Raw genomic sequence first — 18,290 nt, forward strand, 5'->3', positions numbered from 1 at the left:
TGTCCGGGTGACGCGTTCGGTGCGGGAATCACCCGTCGGCACCCTGCTGCGGGAATGGCGGCAGCGGCGGCGGTTGAGTCAGCTGGAACTGGCGCTGGCCGCCGACAGTTCCGCACGGCACCTGTCCTGCGTCGAGACCGGGAAGGCACAGCCCAGCCGGGCGATGGTCCTCAAACTCTGCGATGTGCTGGACGTGCCGCTGCGCGAACGCAATACGGTGCTGCTCGCCGGTGGGTTCGCCCCGGAGTACCGGGAGAGCGACCTGGACGACGCCCCGCTCACCGCCGCCCGCGCGGCACTGGACACCATGCTCACCGCGCACGAGCCCTACCCGGCGATCGCGGTGGACCGGCACTGGAACGTCGTCGCGACCAATCGCGCGATGAGCCTGTTCGCGGGCGAGGTCGACGAGCACCTGATGCGGCGGCCCAACGTCTACCGCCTCGCCCTGCACCCCGGCCCGCCCGGCGCCGCCACCTACATGATCAACCACGGGCAGGTCCGCGATTTCCTGCTGGCCCGCCTGCTCCGGCAGGTGCGGGCCACCGGCGACCCGGTCCTGCGCGACCTCTACGACGAGGTGTCGGGGTATCCGGTGCCCACGCGGACCGAGCCCGACCCGGGTGCGCCGACCGCCTTCGCGGTCCCGCTGCGGATCGCGAGCCCGGCCGGGGAGTTGCGCATGTTCAGCACCATGGTCACCTTCGGGGCGCCCTCGGACGTCACGCTGGCCGAGCTGGCCATCGAATTGTTCTATCCGATGGACGAATTCACCGCGGACACGCTGCGCACGCTCTTCACCGCCGATGCCGGTGCCGGAACGCGCCCCTAGCCGTCCCGTCGGCCGCGACGCCCTCGTGGCTCGGCCAGTACCGGCTGGCGCGCTGCCCCGCGATCCGGCGCAGATCCGGTTCCTCGATCTCACTGAGGCCGACCTGCAGCAGCGTCACCATGGTCACCATGCTGACCGCGACGATCAGCGGCGTCAGCAGCTGACCGGCCTGCGCCCCGGCCGGCGCGTGCATGTGCTCGGCGACATGGGCCCGCATGGCGAACATGCCGGTGTAGTGCATGCCACACACCGCGACACCCATGATCAGCGCCGCCCCCACGGTGGACCCCAGACCGCGCACGTGCAGGGTGAACCAGAGCGCGGCGGTCGCGGCGACCACCGCGATCACCAGCGACAGCAGCACGATCCACGGGTCGTAGCGCACGGCCGCGTCGGTTTTCATCGCGTACATCCCCGAGTAGTGCATGGCGCCGACGCCCAGCCCGGTGATCGCGCCGCCGGCCGCGAGTGCGGACAGCTCGCCGGGGCGGCGCATCACCAGCGAAAGGCCCAGCCACACAACGCCCATCGCGATACCGGCGCTGAACAGCGTCACCGGGACGTCGTAGCGGATGGTGGCGTCGCGCACCGAGAAGCCGAGCATCGCGATGAAATGCATGACCCAGATGCCGGTGCCGCCGAGCGCGATCGCCGCGATCGCGATCCAGCCGCCGTGCCCGTCGCCGGTGCGCGCCCGGACCATGCAGCGCAGCGCCAGCAACGACCCCGTGACCGACATGACGTAGGCCAGGACCGGAGTGAGCCAGCCATAGGTGAATTGGTCGATTTCCAGCATGCGAACTCCTTGCCAGAGCGGGTATTCGACTGTGCTCACCGGTGATTCACTGCTGACAGTAGCGACGAATCAGCAGGTAGTAAATTTGCCGCACCTCGCTCCGAGAAAAATAGCTGGGGATAGCTGGAGGGGATGCGCGCTGGTAGCGGGCGTGCGCCGGAAGTGCTTGGGCCGCAGAGATTTACGTCATCGGCCCTTGACAATCAGCACACCACCCGCAACCGCGTTCCCAGACGAGCCGATGCCCACCGTCTACGTGCAGCACCGTGCCTGTGATGAAGGTATTGCGCAGCACGGCGAGGAACGCCTTGGCGATATCGCCGGGCTGCCCGATCCGCCCGACCGGCAGCCGCGCCGCAAGCTGTTGGTGCCGTTCGGTTTTCGCCGGACCCGCGATGGTGTCCCAGACCGGGGTGTCGACCCAGCCGGGCGAGACGACGTTGACCCAGGTCGGTCCGAGTTCCAGCGCCAGCACGTAGGCCAGGGAGGCCAGCGCGCCATTGCAGGCGGCCAGCACCGCCGAGCAGGGGCCCGGGCGGTAGGCGGCGATGCCGGAGGTGAAGGTCAGCAAACCGCCGGTGATGATCCGCGCGTGTTTGGCCAGCAACGCGCGATCAGCTTGGCATACACGATCTTTCGCGCGATCGTGGCGTCCAGGTCGCCGATCAGCTGGTCGTCGACGGGCGTGCTGACGACATGGTCGACCGGGCACCCCACCCAGCTCTTGCTCCAGCACCCTGATCTGCTGACTCACCGTCGGCCCCGACACGAACAAACCGCTCCGCCGCCCGCCGAACCTCGATCATGATCACCGGAGGAAACTTACGTAGATCCGATCTACGTAAGACCCGGGGCTCGATCCGCCGCGCCGGGCGGGACCACCCATTCGACCGGCTGCCCGGTGACGGCGGCAATCCTGTCGAAGTCGTGGTCGTAGTGCAGCACGACGAGCCCGTGATGCTCGGCGACGGCGGCGATCACGAGGTCGGGGATCTTGACTGTCCGGTGCAGGCCGGCCTCGGACAGCTGCTCCTGGACGTGCCAGGCACGTTCCCAGACTTCGTCCGGGGTGGTCAGATAGTGCAGGGCGTAACGGCGGGCCTCGCCCAGCGCCCGGTGATGTTTCTGGGACCGCGCCGAGAAGCCTGCCTCGAGGTCAGCGATCCCGCAGGTGGCGAGGAGCCCGCGTTCCATCAGCGGGCCCACCCGCGCGTCCACGATCTCGTGGTGCATCCTGAATCCGGCGGACTTGTCCAGCAAGTACTGCGCGGTCACGGATTGGTGGCCTGGTCGCGGTCCTCCCACATCGCGTTGACTGCCGCCTCATTGGCTAGGCCGTCCGGATCTCCGGACATCATCGCCCGCAGTCGCCGGGCCGCGTTGCGTTGCAGCGCCAAACGCAGCGCGGCGTGCACAGTGTCCTTTTTGGTGTAGGTGCCCAGCTCTTTGGCCGCTTTTTCCAGCAGATCATCGTCGAGGTCGATCATGGTCCGCGTCATACCAACCAGCATACGACGAATACACATCGGCTATGCATAAAGCTTCTGTACAAAAGAACCGCCGGAGGGCACGAAAGGGCCCTCCGGCGGTCCGGGTTCGGGGATTACCAGCCGCGCTCGGCGAGGCGATGCGGCTGCGGGATCTCGTCGACATTGATGCCGACCATGGCCTCGCCGAGACCGCGGGAGACCTTGGCGAGGACGTCCGGGTCGTCGTAGAAGGTGGTGGCCTTGACGATGGCGGCGGCGCGCTCGGCGGGGTTGCCGGACTTGAAGATGCCGGAGCCGACGAAGACGCCCTCGGCGCCGAGCTGCATCATCATCGCGGCGTCGGCGGGGGTGGCGATGCCGCCGGCGGTGAAGAGCACGACGGGGAGCTTGCCGGTCTCGGCGACCTCGCGGACCAGCTCGTAGGGGGCCTGCAGTTCCTTGGCGGCGACGAACAGTTCGTCCTTGGGCAGCGACTGCAGCTTGCGCAGCTCGGCGCGGATCTGGCGCATGTGGGTGGTGGCGTTGGAGACGTCGCCGGTCCCGGCCTCACCCTTGGAGCGGATCATCGCCGCGCCCTCGGTGATGCGGCGCAGCGCCTCACCGAGGTTGGTGGCGCCACAGACGAAAGGCACGGTGTACTGCCACTTGTCGATGTGGTTGGCGTAGTCGGCCGGGGTGAGCACCTCGGACTCGTCGATGTAGTCCACGCCGAGGCTCTGCAGCACCTGCGCCTCGACGAAGTGGCCGATGCGCGCCTTGGCCATGACCGGGATGGAGACCGCGGCGATGATGCCGTCGATCATGTCGGGATCGCTCATCCGGGAGACGCCGCCCTGGGCGCGGATGTCGGCGGGCACCCGCTCCAGCGCCATGACGGCGACAGCGCCCGCGTCCTCGGCGATCTTGGCCTGCTCCGGGGTAACCACATCCATGATCACCCCGCCCTTGAGCATCTCGGCCATGCCGCGCTTCACGCGGGCGGTGCCGACGGTGTTGGTGGTCTCGGGCGTGGTCACGGCATTCTCCTGAGTCATTGGTGCCAATCGGATCGCTGAAGAACTCTCGACCCGATTCTAGGCCCGCTCGGAAAGCCACTAGATAGCCAGTTGCACACCACTGGCCTGGTGCCCGGGAGCCGCCTCAGAGCGGCGCGACGACCAGCAGTGTCGCCCAGTACTGCGCGGCCGCGGGGCCCAACAGGGGCAACAGGAAATCGTAGAGCAGGTACGACATTGGTTGGCTACCTCCACACACCGAAACGGGGCCGCCCCAAAGCCTTTGGAGCGCCGACGCCGGAACCCGGGCACGTCCCGAACGGTTTACCCGCCCGGCGCCGATTCAGTCCGAAGCTAGCACGATCGTGAACCAGATCACAGCGCGGTGAGTCACGGCTCACTTCGCCGGTAGGGCGCGGCGATCTCCGGGCCGAGGGCCGGGGCCCGGGTCTGCCCGGCTTCGCGGCGGGCCAGCGCCACCGCGGCGTCGGCGGCGTTGTCGGCGGTCAGCCGGTAGACGGCGCGCTCGAACAACCGCAGCGCCTCGGCCACCTCCAGCACCCCGTCGGCGCACTGCCCGAGCAGCGCGAACGCCATATTGGACGCGATCGTGGCGATGTCGGACAGGTAGGACTCGTCGGCCCCGGACAGCACCTCGGCCGCGATCGGGAGCACCGCGTCGAGTCCGTGGTTGTCCAGGTGCTGCGCACCCGCGCCCGTGCGGGCCCGGTGGTAGGCCTGCAGCATCAGCGGGTGCCGTTCCCACGGCTCGAAGACGTGCCGGATCACGCGCATCAATCCGTCGTAGATCGGTTCACCCGGCGGCGGCGATTCCATGGCGACGTAGGAGTTTTCGGCCATCCACTCCTGCAGCGCGGCCACGATCAGCTCGTCGCGGGTGGGGAAATGCTTGTAGATCGTGGTCAACGAGACCCGGGCGCGGCTGGCGACCCCGCGCAACTGGACCGCGTCGTAGCCCTCGGTCTCCAGCTGTTCCCGGACCACTTCCAGGATCCGGGCTTTCAGCGCCTCTTCCGTCTCCTTGCGCACCCCGCTACAGTAACGCCGTTACTTGAGTAACCGCGTTACTCAACGGACTACCGAGAGTTCTTCGATGCCAACACTCACGCGCCGGTCGATGCTGACCGGAGCCGCCGCGGCGGGCGCCATGCTCCTGGGCGCCGGGGCCGCCGGCGCCGCCCCGCGGAAACGCACGATCCCGGTCACCCGCGCCGAACACCGCGCCCTGGTGGTCGGCTCCGGATTCGGCGGCGGCGTAGCCGCGCTGCGCCTGGCCCAGGCCGGCGTGCCGGTCACCGTCCTGGAACGCGGCATCCGCTGGCCCACCGGGCCGGACGCGGACACCTTCCCCAACCCGACCCGGCCCGACGCACGCATGCTCTGGCACCAGTCCATGCGCAGCCCGTTCGGCACCGAGCTGGACGTCGGGCGCTACACCGGCCTGATCGACGCGGTGTCGGGGGTGAACATGACCGCGCTGTGCGCTGCGGGCGTCGGCGGCGGCTCGCTGATCTACCAGGGCATGTCGCTGCAACCGGCCGAGGCGGTCTTCAACACCCACCTGCCGCCCGAACTCGACTGGGCCACCATGGACCGGGTGCACTACCGCCGGGTGGAACGCATGCTGGGCCTGGCCGTCGCCCCGGACGAACTGATCGCCGCCCCCACCTACGCCGCCCCGCGCTACTTCGCCGAGCGCGTGCGCCGTGCCGGGCTGCCCCTGGCGAAAATCCCGATGCCGATCGACTGGAATTACGCGCTGGCCGAACTCCGCGGGGAGATGACCGCCTCCTATACCAACGGCGCGGGCTCGCTCGGCGTGAACAACGGCGGCAAGCACTCCGTCGACGTCACCTACCTGGCCCAGGCCGAAGCCACCGGCCGGGTGACCGTCGAGACGCTGCACCAGGTCACCGCCGTCGAACGCGCCGTCGACGGCCGCTGGACGGTCTACGTCGACCGGACCGACACCGCCGGGACCGTGCTCGAGCAGAAGATCCTCAGCACCGGCGCGCTGATCCTGGCGGCGGGCAGCCTCAACACCACCCGCCTGCTGGTGCGCGCGGGTGCGCAGGGCCGCATCCCCGACCTGCCCGACGACCTCGGCGCGGGGTGGGGCACCAACGCCGACCGTATCTACCTGTGGACCGATCCCACCGCGGATTTCGGTGCCGCGCAGGGCGGTCCGGTGGTCTACGGCAGCCTGAACTGGGACGACCCGCACAACGCGCACACCCTGATCCAGGCGTCGATCCCGCCGCTGCCGATGGACGCGCACAGCACCATGATGGTCGGCTACGGCGTCAGCGCCAGCCGCGGCCGCTTCGTCTACGACGCCGCCGCCGCCGACGCCGTGCTGCACTGGCCCGCCGACGGCGACCGGGACGCCCTGGAACGCAGCATCGCGCCCGCCGCCCGCCGCATCGCCGGGCCGACCGGCACGCTGACCGACACCAACGCCGTCTTCCCCTCGACCTGGCACCCGCTCGGCGGCGCCTGCATGGGCACGGTCTGCGACCTCGACGGCCGGGTGCTCGGCCAGCGCGGGCTCTACGTCGTCGACGGCGCGCTCCTGCCCGGCAGCGCCGCCGCCTGCAACCCCTCGATGACCATCGCGGCCGTCGCCGAGCGCGCGCTGGACAACCTGGTCGCCCGCGACGTCGGCACCCTCATCTGACCACCCGGTCACCGAACACCTCGCGCACCGGTGCGCGAGTGAACATCTGGAGCAACACCATGCACTCAGCAAGACGACTACGCCGCGCCGCCCTGGCGGTCGCCGTCGCCTGTTCGGCCGCGGCCGGAACCCTCGGCCAGGCCGCGGCCGAACCGGTCAGTCCGTTCTATTACCCGCCCGCGCAGTTCGACACCACGCCGGGCGCGATCATCAAGTCCCAGCCGGCCTCGATCTTCGCGACGATCCCCGGCGACCAGTGGCCCGTCCCCGGGCAGCTGGTGATGTACACCTCGCAGTTGCAGGACGGGTCGCCGACGGCGGTCACGGGCACCTATGTGCCGGGCACCCGGCCGTGGCAGGGCGGCGGCGAGCGGCCCACCATCGTCATCGCGCCGGGCACGGTCGGGCAGGGCGATCAGTGCGCCGCCTCGGTCGCGGCGTCGACGGGCTTCGTCGTGGACCTGAACCGGCGGTCGATGTCGCCGAACCAGGAGGCCGTGGCGCTCGCGGCGTGGACGGCGCTGGGCGCCAACGTCTTCCTCACCGACTACATCGGCCTGGGCACCCCCGGCATCCACACCTACGTGAACCGGGTCGAGTCCGGGCACGCGGTGCTCGACGCCGCCCGCGCCGCGGTGCGCCTGGCGGGCACCGGCCCCGCGACCCCGCTGGCGTTCTGGGGCTACTCCCAGGGCGGCGGCGCGACGGCGTCGGCCGCCGAATTGCAGCCGGAGTACGCGCCCGAACTGAACCTCAAAGGGGTCTGGTCCGGTGCGCCGCCCGCCGATCTGACCGCAGTGATCGGCCAGATCGACAGCGGGAACCTGATCGGCGGCGCGATCGGCTTCGCGCTCAACGGTTTCCGTGAGCGCTATCCGGCGCTGGCCACCGAGGTGGATCGCCGCACCACGCCCGAGGGCAAGGCCACCCTGGACGCGCTCGCCGACGACTGCATCGGCGACGTCATCCTGAGCCGGCCGTTCCTGCGATCGTCCGCGCTCACCGTCGACGGCCGCCCGCTGCCGGAGCACCTGCGCGAACTGCCCGGGGCCGCCGCGATCCTCACCGAGCAGCGCATCGGTCATCGCACGCCGGGCGTGCCGGTGCTGGTGACCAGCGGCATCAACGACGACACCATCCCCTACGGCCAGGTGCGGCAGCTGGCCCAGGACTGGTGCGGCCGCGGTGCGACCGTCACCTTCCGCACCAACCACCTGCCCGCCATCCTCCCGGGCACCACGCTGCCCAACCATTTCGGGCCCGAGCTGATCGACGGTTTCGTGGACAACGTGATCCCGTATCTGCTCGACCGGCTGGCCGGAAAACCGCTCAGCGGTTGCACATTCGACTGATCGGAACAGAGCGTGGCCCCGGAGCGACTCCGGGGCCACGCTCTTCGCGTCGGGTCAGCGGATCGAGGTGACTTCCAGATCGCCCACACCGGCGACCGCGGCGATCGCGGCCGGCAGCAGCTCGTCGAGGTGGTAGGGGTACACCGTCTCCCCGGACTGGTCGACGGCGACGATGTCGGACGGTGTGCACCACTTGTTGCCGGTGATGGAGCGACGCTCGATGGTGCTGAGTTTGCCCGGTTCCGGGGTGAACGCGGTCACCCGGAGCACGAAGAACAGCTCCTCGGCGCGGATCAGTTCCCGGTCGAAGGGGAAGACCGCCACCCGGCGCCAGATCGGACCGCGCAGCGCGGCGGGGTCGGCGCGGTGGCCGGTTTCCTCCCACAGCTCCCGCACGGCCGCCGCGCGCAGCGACTCGCCCGGCTCCACCGCGCCGCCGATGGTGAACCAGAAGGAGATCTCGGGCGTGGCCGGGTCGTTGCCGCGCATCAGCAGCACGCGATCGTTCTCGTCGAGCAGCACGATGCGCGCCGAGGTGCGCACGGTGTCGACCTCGAGACCGGTGGACGCGGCCGGGGTGACCCGTTCGGTGATCTCGAAGTAGGTGGGCAGCGGCGCGGTGCCGGCGATGTGCAGCCACCGCACCGGCCGGCGGGTGCGCAGCGCGAGGGTGTCGCGGACGGCGTCGTTGTGGAACCGCCGGGCGATCAGTACCCGGGCCTCGGCGTCGGCCAGCTCGGCGACCAGTTGCGGGCGCAGGGTGCCGATGTCGACCATGGACAGCGCCGCGGAGAGCTGGTTCTCCACCGTCTCGCGATCGGTGCGGCAGGCGCGCTCGGCTCGATCGGCAAGCGTGGCAAGGCGTTTGGCCTGTTCGGGATCGGCGCTGGCCAAGGCCACCGACCGGGCCACCACCGCGCGCCGGGCCAGCGCGCTGTCCAGGGCCAGCCAGGACTGGTCCGAGCGCACGTGCAGCCGGTCCAGCCGGTTGGCCGTGGAGTAGGCCCAGACGCCGCCCGCGAACACCAGCGCCGCGATGAGCGCGAGGACCAGGACCGTGGTCGCGGAGAAGGTGATCATCCGGCGGCCCGCACCCGGGTGTGCCCGACGGTGACGGTCTCGTAGACGCGCAGGATCTGTTCGGCCACCACGGGCCAATCGTATTCGCCGACCACCTGATTGGCCGTCTGCACCAGCGCCGCCCGGCGCTCGTCGTCGGTGAGCAGGTGGTCGATGGCGTGCGCGAGCGCGGCCGAATCGCCCACGGGGACCAGCGTTCCGGCGGCGCCGTCGCGCAGCACCCGCCGGAAGGCGTCCAATTCGCTGGCCACGACGGCGGTTCCGGCGGCCATCGCCTCGATCAGGATGATGCCGAAGCTCTCGCCGCCGAGGTTGGGCGCGACGTAGACGTCCGCGCTGCGCATCGCCGAGGCCTTCTCCTCGTCGGAAACCTGCCCCAGGAAGCGCAGGTGACCGGCCAGCGACCCGGCCTCACGGCGCAATCTCTCCTCGTCGCCGCGACCGACGATGAGGACCTGTAGGCGGGGGTGCCGCCGCACCAGCTCCGGCAGCGCGCCGAGCAGCACCGCCATTCCCTTGCGCGGTTCGTCGTAGCGGCCCAGGAACAGCACCGTCCCGCCGTCGCGCGGGTACCCCGCCAGCATCGGCGCGCGCGCGAAGGCGGGCACGTCGACGCCGTTGGGAATCTCCACGGCGTCGGAGCCCAGCGCCTCCACCTGCCAGCGCCGCGCCAGCTCCGAGACGGCGATGCGGCCGCTGATCTTCTCGTGGTACGGCCGCAGCACACCCTGAAATGTGCTGAGCACCAGCGACTTCGTGGTCGAGGTGTGGAAGGTCGCGACGATCGGCCCCTCGGCGATCTTGAGCGCGAGCATCGACAGCGAGGGCGCGTTGGGCTCGTGGATGTGCAGCACGTCGAAGTCGTTGCCGTCGATCCAGCGCCGGATCCTGGTGTAGGCCATGGGCCCGAACGACAGCCGCGCCACCGACCCGTTGTACGGGATGGCGACCGCGCGACCGGCCGAGACCACGAACTCCGGCAGCGGCGTGCCCTCGGACGCGGGCGCGAGCACGCTGACCCGGTGGCCGCGTTCGATGAACACCCGGGCCAGCTCGACCACGTGGGCCTGCACGCCGCCCGGTACGTCGAAGGAGTACGGGCAGACCATGCCGATTTTCATCGAGTCTCCTGCGCGGCGGCGATGCGCGCCAGCCGCTCGGGCGACAGATCGCGCTCCCACAGCGGCTGCAGCATGTGCCAATCCGCCGGGTGCGCCGCGATATTCGCCGCGAATCGGTCCGCCAGGGCCTGCGTCGCGGCCCCGACGCCACCCGAGACATCCAGCGGCGCTTCGGTTTTCATGCCCCAGCCCTCGCGGCCGTCGGCCGTGGCGGTGAACCAGGTGTGCACCGGGATCAGCGCCGCGCCCGTCTCGATCGCCAGTTTCGCCGAGCCGGCGGGCAGCCAGGTGCGCTCGCCGAAGAAGTCCACGGGCACGCCCCGGCCGGTGAGGTCGCGCTCCCCCATCAGGCACACCACCTTGTTCGCGCGCAGCCGCTCCGCGAGCGCCGCGAACGGCGGCTGCTCGCCGCCGGTGAGCGGGAACATCTCGAAGCCGAGGCTCTCCCGGTAGGCGACGAAGCGCTCGAACAGCGATTCCGGCTTCAGCCGCTCGGCGACCGTGGCGAAGGGGCCGTTGTTCTGCACCAGCCAGACCCCGGCCATGTCGTAGTTGCCGGAGTGCGGCAGCGCCAGCACCGCGCCCCGCCCGCGCGCCAGCGCGTCGTACAGATGCTGAATGCCCTGCACCGAGAGTTCCCGGCCGAGGGCGGCGTGGTCCATGCCCGGCAACCGGAACGCCTCGCGCCAGTAGCGGGCGTAGGAGCGCATGCTGGCCTGCACCAGCTCGTCCGGCACCGACTCCGGGGTCACGCCCAGGACGCGAGCGAGGTTGCGGCGCAACTGTTTCGGGCCGCCCCCGGCCGCGAGCCGGTCCGCGCCCACGTCGAACACCGTGCGCGCCGCGGCTTCCGGCAGCGCGCGCACCAGCCGCCAGCCGGCCGCGTAGGCCTGGTCGGTCAGCATCGCCCGGACCTTGCTCATGCGCCGCCACCCTTCACGATCACCTCGCGGGCGCCCGGCGAGTTCCGCACCGCGAGCACCCGCTGGAACACCGTCACGATGCTCAGTACCGCGAGCACCCACATCGCGACATGCACTGCCCAGGTGAGCCATTCGATACCCCAGTAGCCGCCGATGCCGGTGAGGCCGGCGCCGACGAGCACGATGATCAACCGGTCCGGCCGCTCGATCCAGCCGCCGTCGGCCGAGAGCCCGCTGGCCTCCGCGCGCGCCTTGGCGTAGGAGATCACCTGCGAGGTCACCAGCACCACCAGGGTCGCGCCGAACAGCCACCGGTTGTTCTCGTGGTACACCGCCCACCAGGCCAGGCCGCCGAAGATCGCGCCGTCGGCCACCCGATCACAGGTGGCGTCCAGCACCGCACCGTATTTCGTGCCGCCGCCGCGCGCCCGGGCCATCGCGCCGTCGAGCATGTCGAACATGACGAACAGCCAGATCACCATCGTCCCCCAGAACAGGTGTCCGGTGGGGAACAGCGTGACGGCGGCGGCGATCGAGGCGGTGGTGCCGATGACGGTCACGGCATCCGGGGTCAGCCCGGTTCTCACCAGCGCCTTGCCGAGCGGCGCAGTCGCTTTCGCGAACGTCTCGCGACCGAAGAAGCTCAGCAACTTCTAGTCCGTTTCCTTCCAGGCGGCAGCCAGGAGCGCCCTGGTCTCCCGCAGCAGCTGCGGCATGACTTTCACTCCGCCGACCACGGTGATGAAGTTCGCGTCACCGCCCCAGCGGGGCACGATGTGCTGGTGCAGGTGGTCGGCGAGCGAACCGCCCGCCACGCCACCGAGATTGAGCCCGACATTGAAACCGTGCGGACGCGACACGCTCTTCATCACCCGGATCGCCCGCTGCGTGAACGCCATCAGCTCGGCACTCTCCGGATCGGTGAGCGCTTCCAGATCCGCGACCCGGCGATAGGGCACCACCAGCATGTGGCCCGGGTTGTACGGGTACAGGTTGAGCACGGCGTACACCAGTTCACCGCGCGCGATGATCAGGCCGTCCTCGTCGGTCATCTTGGGGATGTCGGTGAAGGGGTGCCCGGTGGCGTCCGCGGGCCGCGGGTTGGCGGCCGCCTCGGCGATGTAGGACATCCGGTACGGCGTCCAGAGCCGTTGCAGCCGATCGGGTTCCCCGGCGCCCCGGTCGACGATGCGGTCTTGGAAATCGCTGTCGGTCATTGCGCGGCCTGGACGATGTCGAAGCCCTCGGCGGTCGGGGAATCGTTGACGCGGTTGCGGACCCACGCCTCGATGGTGGCCACCGCGTCGGCGGTGGGCACCCCGTTGACCTGGGTACCGTCGCGGAAGCGGAAGCTCACCGCGCCCGCGGCCACGTCCCGCTCGCCCGCCAGCAGCATGAACGGGATCTTCTGCGCGGTGTTGTTGAAGATCTTCTTCTGCATCCGATCGTCGCTGCGGTCGACCTGGGCCCGGATGCCGCGGTCCTGCAGCTGCTCGATCACCGCGTCCAGGTGCGGGGCGAACGCCTCCGCGACCGGGATACCAACCACCTGGACCGGTGCGAGCCAGGCCGGGAACGCGCCCGCGTAGTGCTCGGTGAGCACGCCGAAGAAGCGTTCGATGGAGCCGAAGAGCGCGCGGTGGATCATCACGGGGCGGTGCTTGGCGCCGTCGGAGCCGGTGTACTCCAGCTCGAAGCGCTCGGGCAGGTTGAAGTCGAGCTGGATGGTCGACATCTGCCAGGTCCGGCCCAGCGCGTCCTTGCACTGCACGGAGATCTTCGGGCCGTAGAACGCGGCGCCGCCCGGATCCGGCACCAGTTGCAGGCCCGAGGCCGAGGCGACCTTGGACAAGGTCTCGGTGGCCTCTTCCCAGAGCTCGTCGGAGCCGACGAACTTCTTCGGGTCCTTGGTGGACAGCTCCAGGTAGTAGTCGTCCAGGCCGTAGTCCTTGAGCAGGCCGAGCACGAAGTTCAGGGTGCTGGTCAGCTCCGCGTGCATCTGCTCCTTGGTGCAGTAGATGTGCGCGTCGTCCTGGGTCATGCCGCGCACCCGGGTCAGGCCGTGCACCACGCCGGACTTCTCGTAGCGGTACACCGACCCGAACTCGAACATCCGCAGCGGCAGCTCCCGGTAGGAGCGACCGCGCGCCCGGAAGATCAGGTTGTGCATCGGGCAGTTCATCGGCTTGACGTAGTAGTCCTGGCCGGGCTTGCGCACGGTGCCGTCGTCATTGAGTTCGGCGTCCAGGTGCATGGCCGGGAACATGCCGTCCTTGTACCAGTCGAGGTGGCCGGAGACCTCGAACAGGTGGCCCTTGGTGATGTGCGGGGTGTTGACGAACTCGTAGCCGGCCGCGATGTGGCGCTGGCGCGAGTACTCCTCCATTTCCTTGCGGATGATGCCGCCCTTGGGGTGGAACACCGGCAGGCCGGAGCCGAGCTCGTCGGGGAAGCTGAACAGGTCCAGTTCCAGGCCCAGCTTGCGGTGGTCGCGGCGCTCGGCCTCCTCCAGCAGGCGCAGGTACTCGTCCTGGGCCTCGGTGGATTCCCAGGCGGTGCCGTAGACGCGCTGCAGATCCTCGCGGTCCTGGTCACCGCGCCAGTACGCGGCCGAGGAGCGGGTCAGCTTGAACGCGGGAATGAACTTGGTGGTGGGGATGTGCGGGCCCCGGCACAGGTCGCCCCAGACGCGTTCGCCGGTGCGCGGATCCAGGTTGTCGTAGATGGTCAGCTCGTTGCCGCCGACCTCCATCACCTCCGGATCGTCGATGCCGGACTTGTCGCTGATCAGCTCCAGCTTGAACGGCTCCTTGGCCAGTTCGACCCGGGCGTCCTCGATCTCGACCACGCGCCGCGAAAACCGCTGCGCGCCTTTGATGATCTTCTTCATCCGGGATTCCAGCTTGGCCAGATCCTCCGGGGTGAAGGGGCGATCGACCTGGAAGTCGTAGTAGAAGCCGTCCTTGATCGGCGGGCCGATGCCGAGCTTGGCCTCGGGAAACTCCTGCTGCACCGCCTGGGCGAGCACGTGCGCGGCCGAGTGCCGGATCACGCTGCGGCCGTCCTCGGTGCCGGCGGCGACCGGTTCGACCTCGACGTCGGTCTCGGGGGTCCAGGACAGGTCCTTGAGGGCGCCCTCGGCGTCGCGGACCACCACGACGGTGTCCGGGCCCTTGGTCGGCAGGCCCGCTTCCCGCACCGCAGCGCCGGCCGTAGTCCCGGCCGGTACCCGGATGAGGGCAACGGGGGGCTGGGGGGCTGAGGTGGTCACGGCGGCCTTCTCCTTGGCGTCTTTCGTGGCGGGCGTTTCCCGCACGCGTCATCACCGGCGGCGTCGAGCTCCGGCGCGACCATGCTAGCCCGCCCGCCCGGGCGCACCTCGGGCCAGACTCGTGTGCCGCGCGAATTCCGCCCGCGGCCGACGGGCGGCCTGGGCGTTTAATTCAGTTGTCGCCGGCCAGTTTCGTGAGCAACATCTCGCGTTCGGCCGCCGGACGTTTGGGGCAACTGGTGCACATCTCGCAGCCGGGGACCTCGTAGACCAGGCAGCAGGAGATGCGCCGGACAAAGGTGCGCCCGCCGACCTCGACGAAGCGCGGCACCGGCAGTTTGCCGCCCACATCGGCCGCCAGGCGCGCGCCGGCCTCGGGTTTGCCCGCGTCGAGCGCGCGATTGCCGGCGGCGTCGGCGACGACGGCCCACAGGGCGGGCACACCCGCCCCGGACACGGCGGCGACGGCGGGGATCAGGGTCGCGAGGGTGTCGCGCAGGGCGGCGCTGGCGTCGGCGCGGTGCGACCAGCCCGTCTCGTCCTCGGGCAGGGCCTGCGCCGGTTCGCCCGGCAGGATGTGCACCCGTTCGATCCCGCCGTCCGGGCGCACCTCGCAGTGCAGGCGGTCCAGGCACGGCACGGGCGCGGGCCGGTCCTGGGCGTAGGCCCGGGCCAGCTGCTCGACCAGCGCCGAGGCGACCATGCACCACCACAGGGTCCCCGCCACCCGGGGCACGGTGGTCCCCCAGGACTCACCCATCTCCGCGATCCGCGCGGCCAGCCACTCCGGCTGGGTGAGCGTGCTTCCCGGGACCGTCACCATGTCAAAGGACTGTGCAACCACTTCGATTCGACTCCGATCCAGCCGCCGATCATTCCGAATGTGCCGAGCAACCACAGCGTCGCGATCACGATCAGGCAGGTGAAGATCGCGGCGCAGGCCTGGACCACCAGCCCGCGCGCGGCGAACCAGGCCATGAACTTGTCGTACCGGTGCCGCAGCCAGCCCAGGGCCTGGCGCGCCCAGGCGAATTCGGTGGCGAGAATACCGAGGCCCGCGAACACGATGACCCAGCCGGGCCCGGGGTAGGGAATCGCGAGGATGCCCAGGATCAGCACCGCCACGCCCACCACGCCGACCAGGATCCGGTAGGCGAGGTTCAGGGTAGGTCGCTCGGTGATCGCGTCGCGGAAGGCGCGCCAGCGACCCGGGGCGGTGGTTTCGGTCTGTTCCAGCTCGGTGCTCACACCAGCCACAGTACGAGTCGCCTGCTCGGCGGGCCTTAACGAACGCTTGTGAACGCGCGAATCCGCCCGGAACCCCCGCGGGCCCGGGCGGATTCGACGTGGGTCAGACCAATTCCGGTGTGGCCGGATGATCCTCGAACTGGGCCAGCCCGTCGACGGTGACCTCGATGACGCGCGCGGTCGCGATGTCGAAGAACAAGCCCGACACCGTGAGTCCGCGCTCGGCGATCGCGGCCCGCACCGAGGGATGCCGGTGCAGCGTCTCCAGCTGGATCGCGACGTTGACCATGCCGAGCTGATCCACCTCGCCGAAACCGGCCGCCGCGGCGGCCCGGGCGACGGGGTGGCCGAGCCGGAACCGGTCCAGGCTGGGCTGGGCGTGGGCCAGCCAGGTGCCGATCCCGGTGTGCGGCGCGCGCTCGTGGTCGCCGCGGTGCAGCGCCGCCATCGCGCCGCACGAGGAGTGCCCGCACACCACGACCGAGCGCACGTTCAGCTTCTCCAGCGCGAAGGTGAGGCCGGCCTCCACCGAGGCGTCCAGCTCGGCGGGGACCAGGTTGCCCACGTTGCGCATGGTGAACAGGTCACCGGGCCCGCTGTTGGTGATCACGTTCGGCACCACCCGCGAATCGGCGCAGGTGAGGAAGAACGTTTCCGGATCCTGGTGGTCGCGCAGCTCGTCCAGGTGCGGGCGCACCACGTGGGCGTGGCTGCGGTGGTAGGCCGCGACGCCCGCGCTGATCGGATCGCGCTGCTCTTGATCGTCGCGTTGCCAGGGGCCCAGCACCTCGTCGAACATGGCCCGGCCGAAGCCGCGCGCCGGCGGGCGGCTGTCCGCGTCGGCCATGCGCGCACTGCCGATTTCGACGAATTCCACACTGCCGCCGTTGCTTTCCTGTTGCCGCACCCAGTCGGAGAGCGCGTCGAAGGCGGCGTGGTCGAGGAAGTCGACCGTCATCTCGACGGTGACGTCCGCCTCGGAAGGCACCTTGGACAGTTCCGCCGACAGCTTGGGCAGCGCGAGGAAGGTGCAGGAACCGTCGATGGTGACCAGCCAGCGCTGCGACGCCGGGATCGGCGCGGCGACGATCGCCACCCGCACCACCCGCCACAGCAGCAGCGCGAAGGCCAGCGCCAAGCCGATCACGACGCCCTCGAGCAGGTTCAGGAACACCACGCCCGCGATGGTGACGGCATAGACCAGCAGGTCGCCCGTGCGCCGCGCGAGGCGGATGTGCGCGAGCTTGACCAGCTGGATGCCGATCACGATGAGCAGACCGGCCAGCGCCGCCAGCGGGATCTGCTGCACCAGCCCGGCCAGCGCGACCGAAAACAGCAGGATCCAGACGCCGTGCAGCACCGCCGAGGCGCGGGTGCGCGCGCCGGCCGCCACATTGGCCGAGCTGCGCACGATCACGCCGGTCACCGGCAGGCCGCCGACCAGGCCGGAGAGCACGTTGGCCGAGCCCTGGCCGATGAGTTCGCGGTCGAACTGGGTGCGCGGGCCGCTGTGCATCTTGTCCACGGCGACCGCGGAGAGCAGGCTCTCCACGCTGGCGATCAGTGCGATGGTGAGCACCATGAGCGCGACGGCCGACCAGCCGCCGCTGGGGATCTCGGGCAGGCCGATGGCGTCGAACAGCGAGCCGTTCAACACGATTCGCTCGGCGCCGGTGGGCAGCAGCAGCGAGAGCACGGTGGCCACGACGATCGCGACCAGCGGGCCCGGGACGACCCGGATCTGCGCGGGCACGTACTTCCAGCAGAGCATGATCGCGATGACCACGCCGCCGACGAAGACGTCGCCGCCGTGCAGGTTCAGTAACTGTCCCGGTAGTTCGACGATGTTGTTCCAGGCCGAACTGCGCGAGGAACCGCCGAGCAGCACGTGGATCTGCTGCAGCGCGATGGTGATGCCGATACCGGCGAGCATGGCGTGCACCACGACCGGCGCGACGGCCAGTGCGGCGCGGGCGATCCGGCTGAGGCCGAACAGGATCTGCAGCACGCCGGCCGCGACGACGATGAAACCGGTTGCGCCCCAGCCGAATTTGTTGATCGACTCGGCGACGACGACGGTCAGGCCGGCCGCCGGGCCGCTGACCTGCAGGGTGGAGCCGCCGAGCAGACCGGCGACGATGCCGCCGATGACGGCGGCGATCAGGCCCGCGGCGACGGGAGCGCCGGAGGCGACGGCGATGCCCAGGGAGAGCGGCAGCGCGACCAGGAAGACAACGATCGAGGCGGGAAGGTCGTGGCGGGCAATGAATCTCAAGCGATCAGACAGTGATCGGGTTCCCGTTTCGGGTCCGGGCACAGGTGGGGCTGGGTCGATTCCGACAGCCATGGCTCCTCCAGGTCCAGTGATGATGAGGGGGTTGCCGGCGCTTCGTTGGGCAGGCGGGTAAATCGGGACAAGGCTATTGGTAAAGGCTTAGCAAAACTTAAGAAGTAACCTGGAAGTGGCTGGTGACATACCTCCGG

General features: G+C 70.0%; 18 protein-coding genes. 3 read left to right on the forward strand and 15 right to left on the reverse strand.

Going from position 1 to position 18,290, the window contains the following annotated elements; genetic code table 11:
* The first annotated feature begins 7 nt into the window (after positions 1-7).
* Positions 8-832, forward strand: a complete 825-nt coding sequence (locus tag AB0I43_RS20490; RefSeq protein ID WP_357432520.1) for a helix-turn-helix transcriptional regulator — start codon at positions 8-10, stop codon at positions 830-832.
* Here AB0I43_RS20490 and AB0I43_RS20495 read toward each other — a convergent pair.
* From AB0I43_RS20495 to AB0I43_RS20520, 6 genes are all read right to left on the reverse strand, one after another.
* Entirely contained in the window at positions 798-1,628 is an 831-nt protein-coding gene (locus AB0I43_RS20495) for an MHYT domain-containing protein (protein ID WP_357432521.1), read from the reverse strand. The two genes, AB0I43_RS20490 and AB0I43_RS20495, sit on opposite strands and share 35 nt — an antisense overlap.
* A gap of 181 nt (positions 1,629-1,809) precedes the next feature.
* A complete protein-coding gene (locus tag AB0I43_RS20500) occupies positions 1,810-2,235 on the reverse strand; it encodes an SDR family oxidoreductase (RefSeq protein WP_357432522.1) in 426 nt (141 codons plus the stop codon).
* 230 nt (positions 2,236-2,465) lie between these two features.
* On the reverse strand, positions 2,466-2,903 hold the full coding sequence (locus tag AB0I43_RS20505; protein ID WP_357432523.1) for a PIN domain nuclease: 438 nt from the start codon (positions 2,901-2,903) through the stop codon (positions 2,466-2,468).
* Positions 2,900-3,127 carry a type II toxin-antitoxin system VapB family antitoxin gene (locus AB0I43_RS20510; protein ID WP_357432524.1) on the reverse strand — a complete coding sequence of 76 codons (228 nt, stop codon included), beginning with the start codon at positions 3,125-3,127 and terminating at the stop codon, positions 2,900-2,902. Before AB0I43_RS20510 ends, AB0I43_RS20505 begins: the two co-directional genes overlap by 4 nt.
* A 104-nt stretch (positions 3,128-3,231) precedes the next feature.
* The gene (gene pdxS / locus AB0I43_RS20515; RefSeq protein ID WP_356975662.1) at positions 3,232-4,134 is read right to left on the reverse strand and encodes a pyridoxal 5'-phosphate synthase lyase subunit PdxS; all 903 of its coding nucleotides are present in this window, start codon (positions 4,132-4,134) and stop codon (positions 3,232-3,234) included.
* A gap of 369 nt (positions 4,135-4,503) precedes the next feature.
* Entirely contained in the window at positions 4,504-5,163 is a 660-nt protein-coding gene (locus AB0I43_RS20520; protein ID WP_357432525.1) for a TetR family transcriptional regulator, read from the reverse strand.
* Positions 5,164-5,227: 64 nt separating this feature from the next.
* Between AB0I43_RS20520 and AB0I43_RS20525 the strand changes: the two genes are divergently transcribed.
* Together AB0I43_RS20525 and AB0I43_RS20530 are read left to right on the forward strand one after the other, a co-directional pair.
* The gene (locus tag AB0I43_RS20525) at positions 5,228-6,811 is read left to right on the forward strand and encodes a GMC oxidoreductase (protein WP_357432526.1); all 1,584 of its coding nucleotides are present in this window, start codon (positions 5,228-5,230) and stop codon (positions 6,809-6,811) included.
* Positions 6,812-6,849: 38 nt separating this feature from the next.
* Complete coding sequence (locus AB0I43_RS20530) at positions 6,850-8,163, forward strand: lipase family protein (RefSeq protein ID WP_357432527.1); 1,314 nt, start codon at positions 6,850-6,852, stop codon at positions 8,161-8,163.
* Between the two features lie 54 nt (positions 8,164-8,217).
* On the opposite strand, the gene AB0I43_RS20535 is transcribed toward AB0I43_RS20530, so the two are convergent.
* From AB0I43_RS20535 to AB0I43_RS20575, 9 genes are all read right to left on the reverse strand, one after another.
* Positions 8,218-9,240, reverse strand: coding sequence for an NUDIX domain-containing protein (locus tag AB0I43_RS20535; RefSeq protein WP_357432593.1), 1,023 nt, complete (start codon positions 9,238-9,240; stop codon positions 8,218-8,220).
* Complete coding sequence (locus AB0I43_RS20540; protein ID WP_356975654.1) at positions 9,240-10,364, reverse strand: glycosyltransferase family 4 protein; 1,125 nt, start codon at positions 10,362-10,364, stop codon at positions 9,240-9,242. Before AB0I43_RS20540 ends, AB0I43_RS20535 begins: the two co-directional genes overlap by 1 nt.
* Complete coding sequence (locus tag AB0I43_RS20545; protein WP_356975653.1) at positions 10,361-11,287, reverse strand: phosphatidylinositol mannoside acyltransferase; 927 nt, start codon at positions 11,285-11,287, stop codon at positions 10,361-10,363. The genes AB0I43_RS20540 and AB0I43_RS20545 overlap by 4 nt, the downstream gene beginning before the upstream one ends.
* The gene (gene pgsA, locus AB0I43_RS20550; RefSeq protein WP_356975652.1) at positions 11,284-11,937 is read right to left on the reverse strand and encodes a phosphatidylinositol phosphate synthase; all 654 of its coding nucleotides are present in this window, start codon (positions 11,935-11,937) and stop codon (positions 11,284-11,286) included. Before pgsA ends, AB0I43_RS20545 begins: the two co-directional genes overlap by 4 nt.
* A gap of 3 nt (positions 11,938-11,940) precedes the next feature.
* Positions 11,941-12,504 carry an HIT domain-containing protein gene (locus AB0I43_RS20555; RefSeq protein ID WP_356975650.1) on the reverse strand — a complete coding sequence of 188 codons (564 nt, stop codon included), beginning with the start codon at positions 12,502-12,504 and terminating at the stop codon, positions 11,941-11,943.
* Positions 12,501-14,558: a threonine--tRNA ligase gene (gene thrS / locus AB0I43_RS20560; RefSeq protein WP_357432528.1), complete on the reverse strand. Its 2,058-nt coding sequence runs from the start codon at positions 14,556-14,558 to the stop codon at positions 12,501-12,503. Before thrS ends, AB0I43_RS20555 begins: the two co-directional genes overlap by 4 nt.
* 172 nt (positions 14,559-14,730) lie before the next feature.
* The gene (locus AB0I43_RS20565; RefSeq protein WP_356975646.1) at positions 14,731-15,381 is read right to left on the reverse strand and encodes a (2Fe-2S)-binding protein; all 651 of its coding nucleotides are present in this window, start codon (positions 15,379-15,381) and stop codon (positions 14,731-14,733) included.
* Positions 15,375-15,740 (reverse strand): TIGR02611 family protein, encoded by a 366-nt coding sequence (locus AB0I43_RS20570; protein ID WP_356975808.1) that lies wholly within the window; start codon positions 15,738-15,740, stop codon positions 15,375-15,377. The genes AB0I43_RS20565 and AB0I43_RS20570 overlap by 7 nt, the downstream gene beginning before the upstream one ends.
* Positions 15,741-15,909: 169 nt before the next feature.
* Positions 15,910-18,153 carry a bifunctional SulP family inorganic anion transporter/carbonic anhydrase gene (locus AB0I43_RS20575; RefSeq protein WP_357432529.1) on the reverse strand — a complete coding sequence of 748 codons (2,244 nt, stop codon included), beginning with the start codon at positions 18,151-18,153 and terminating at the stop codon, positions 15,910-15,912.
* Between the last annotated feature and the right edge of the window lie 137 nt (positions 18,154-18,290).

It is taken from the genome of Nocardia sp. NPDC050435 (assembly GCF_040655395.1).
In the GTDB taxonomy this organism is placed as follows: domain Bacteria; phylum Actinomycetota; class Actinomycetes; order Mycobacteriales; family Mycobacteriaceae; genus Nocardia.

Coding starts and splice junctions, on each gene's coding strand:
- AB0I43_RS20540 (WP_356975654.1), bottom strand. CDS start 10,364: ATGAAAATCGGCATGGTCTGCCCGTACTCCTTCGACGTACCGGGCGGC.
- AB0I43_RS20565 (WP_356975646.1), bottom strand. CDS start 15,381: ATGGTGACGGTCCCGGGAAGCACGCTCACCCAGCCGGAGTGGCTGGCC.
- AB0I43_RS20545 (WP_356975653.1), bottom strand. CDS start 11,287: ATGAGCAAGGTCCGGGCGATGCTGACCGACCAGGCCTACGCGGCCGGC.
- AB0I43_RS20575 (WP_357432529.1), bottom strand. CDS start 18,153: ATGGCTGTCGGAATCGACCCAGCCCCACCTGTGCCCGGACCCGAAACG.
- AB0I43_RS20555 (WP_356975650.1), bottom strand. CDS start 12,504: ATGACCGACAGCGATTTCCAAGACCGCATCGTCGACCGGGGCGCCGGG.
- AB0I43_RS20525 (WP_357432526.1), top strand. CDS start 5,228: ATGCCAACACTCACGCGCCGGTCGATGCTGACCGGAGCCGCCGCGGCG.
- AB0I43_RS20495 (WP_357432521.1), bottom strand. CDS start 1,628: ATGCTGGAAATCGACCAATTCACCTATGGCTGGCTCACTCCGGTCCTG.
- AB0I43_RS20510 (WP_357432524.1), bottom strand. CDS start 3,127: ATGACGCGGACCATGATCGACCTCGACGATGATCTGCTGGAAAAAGCG.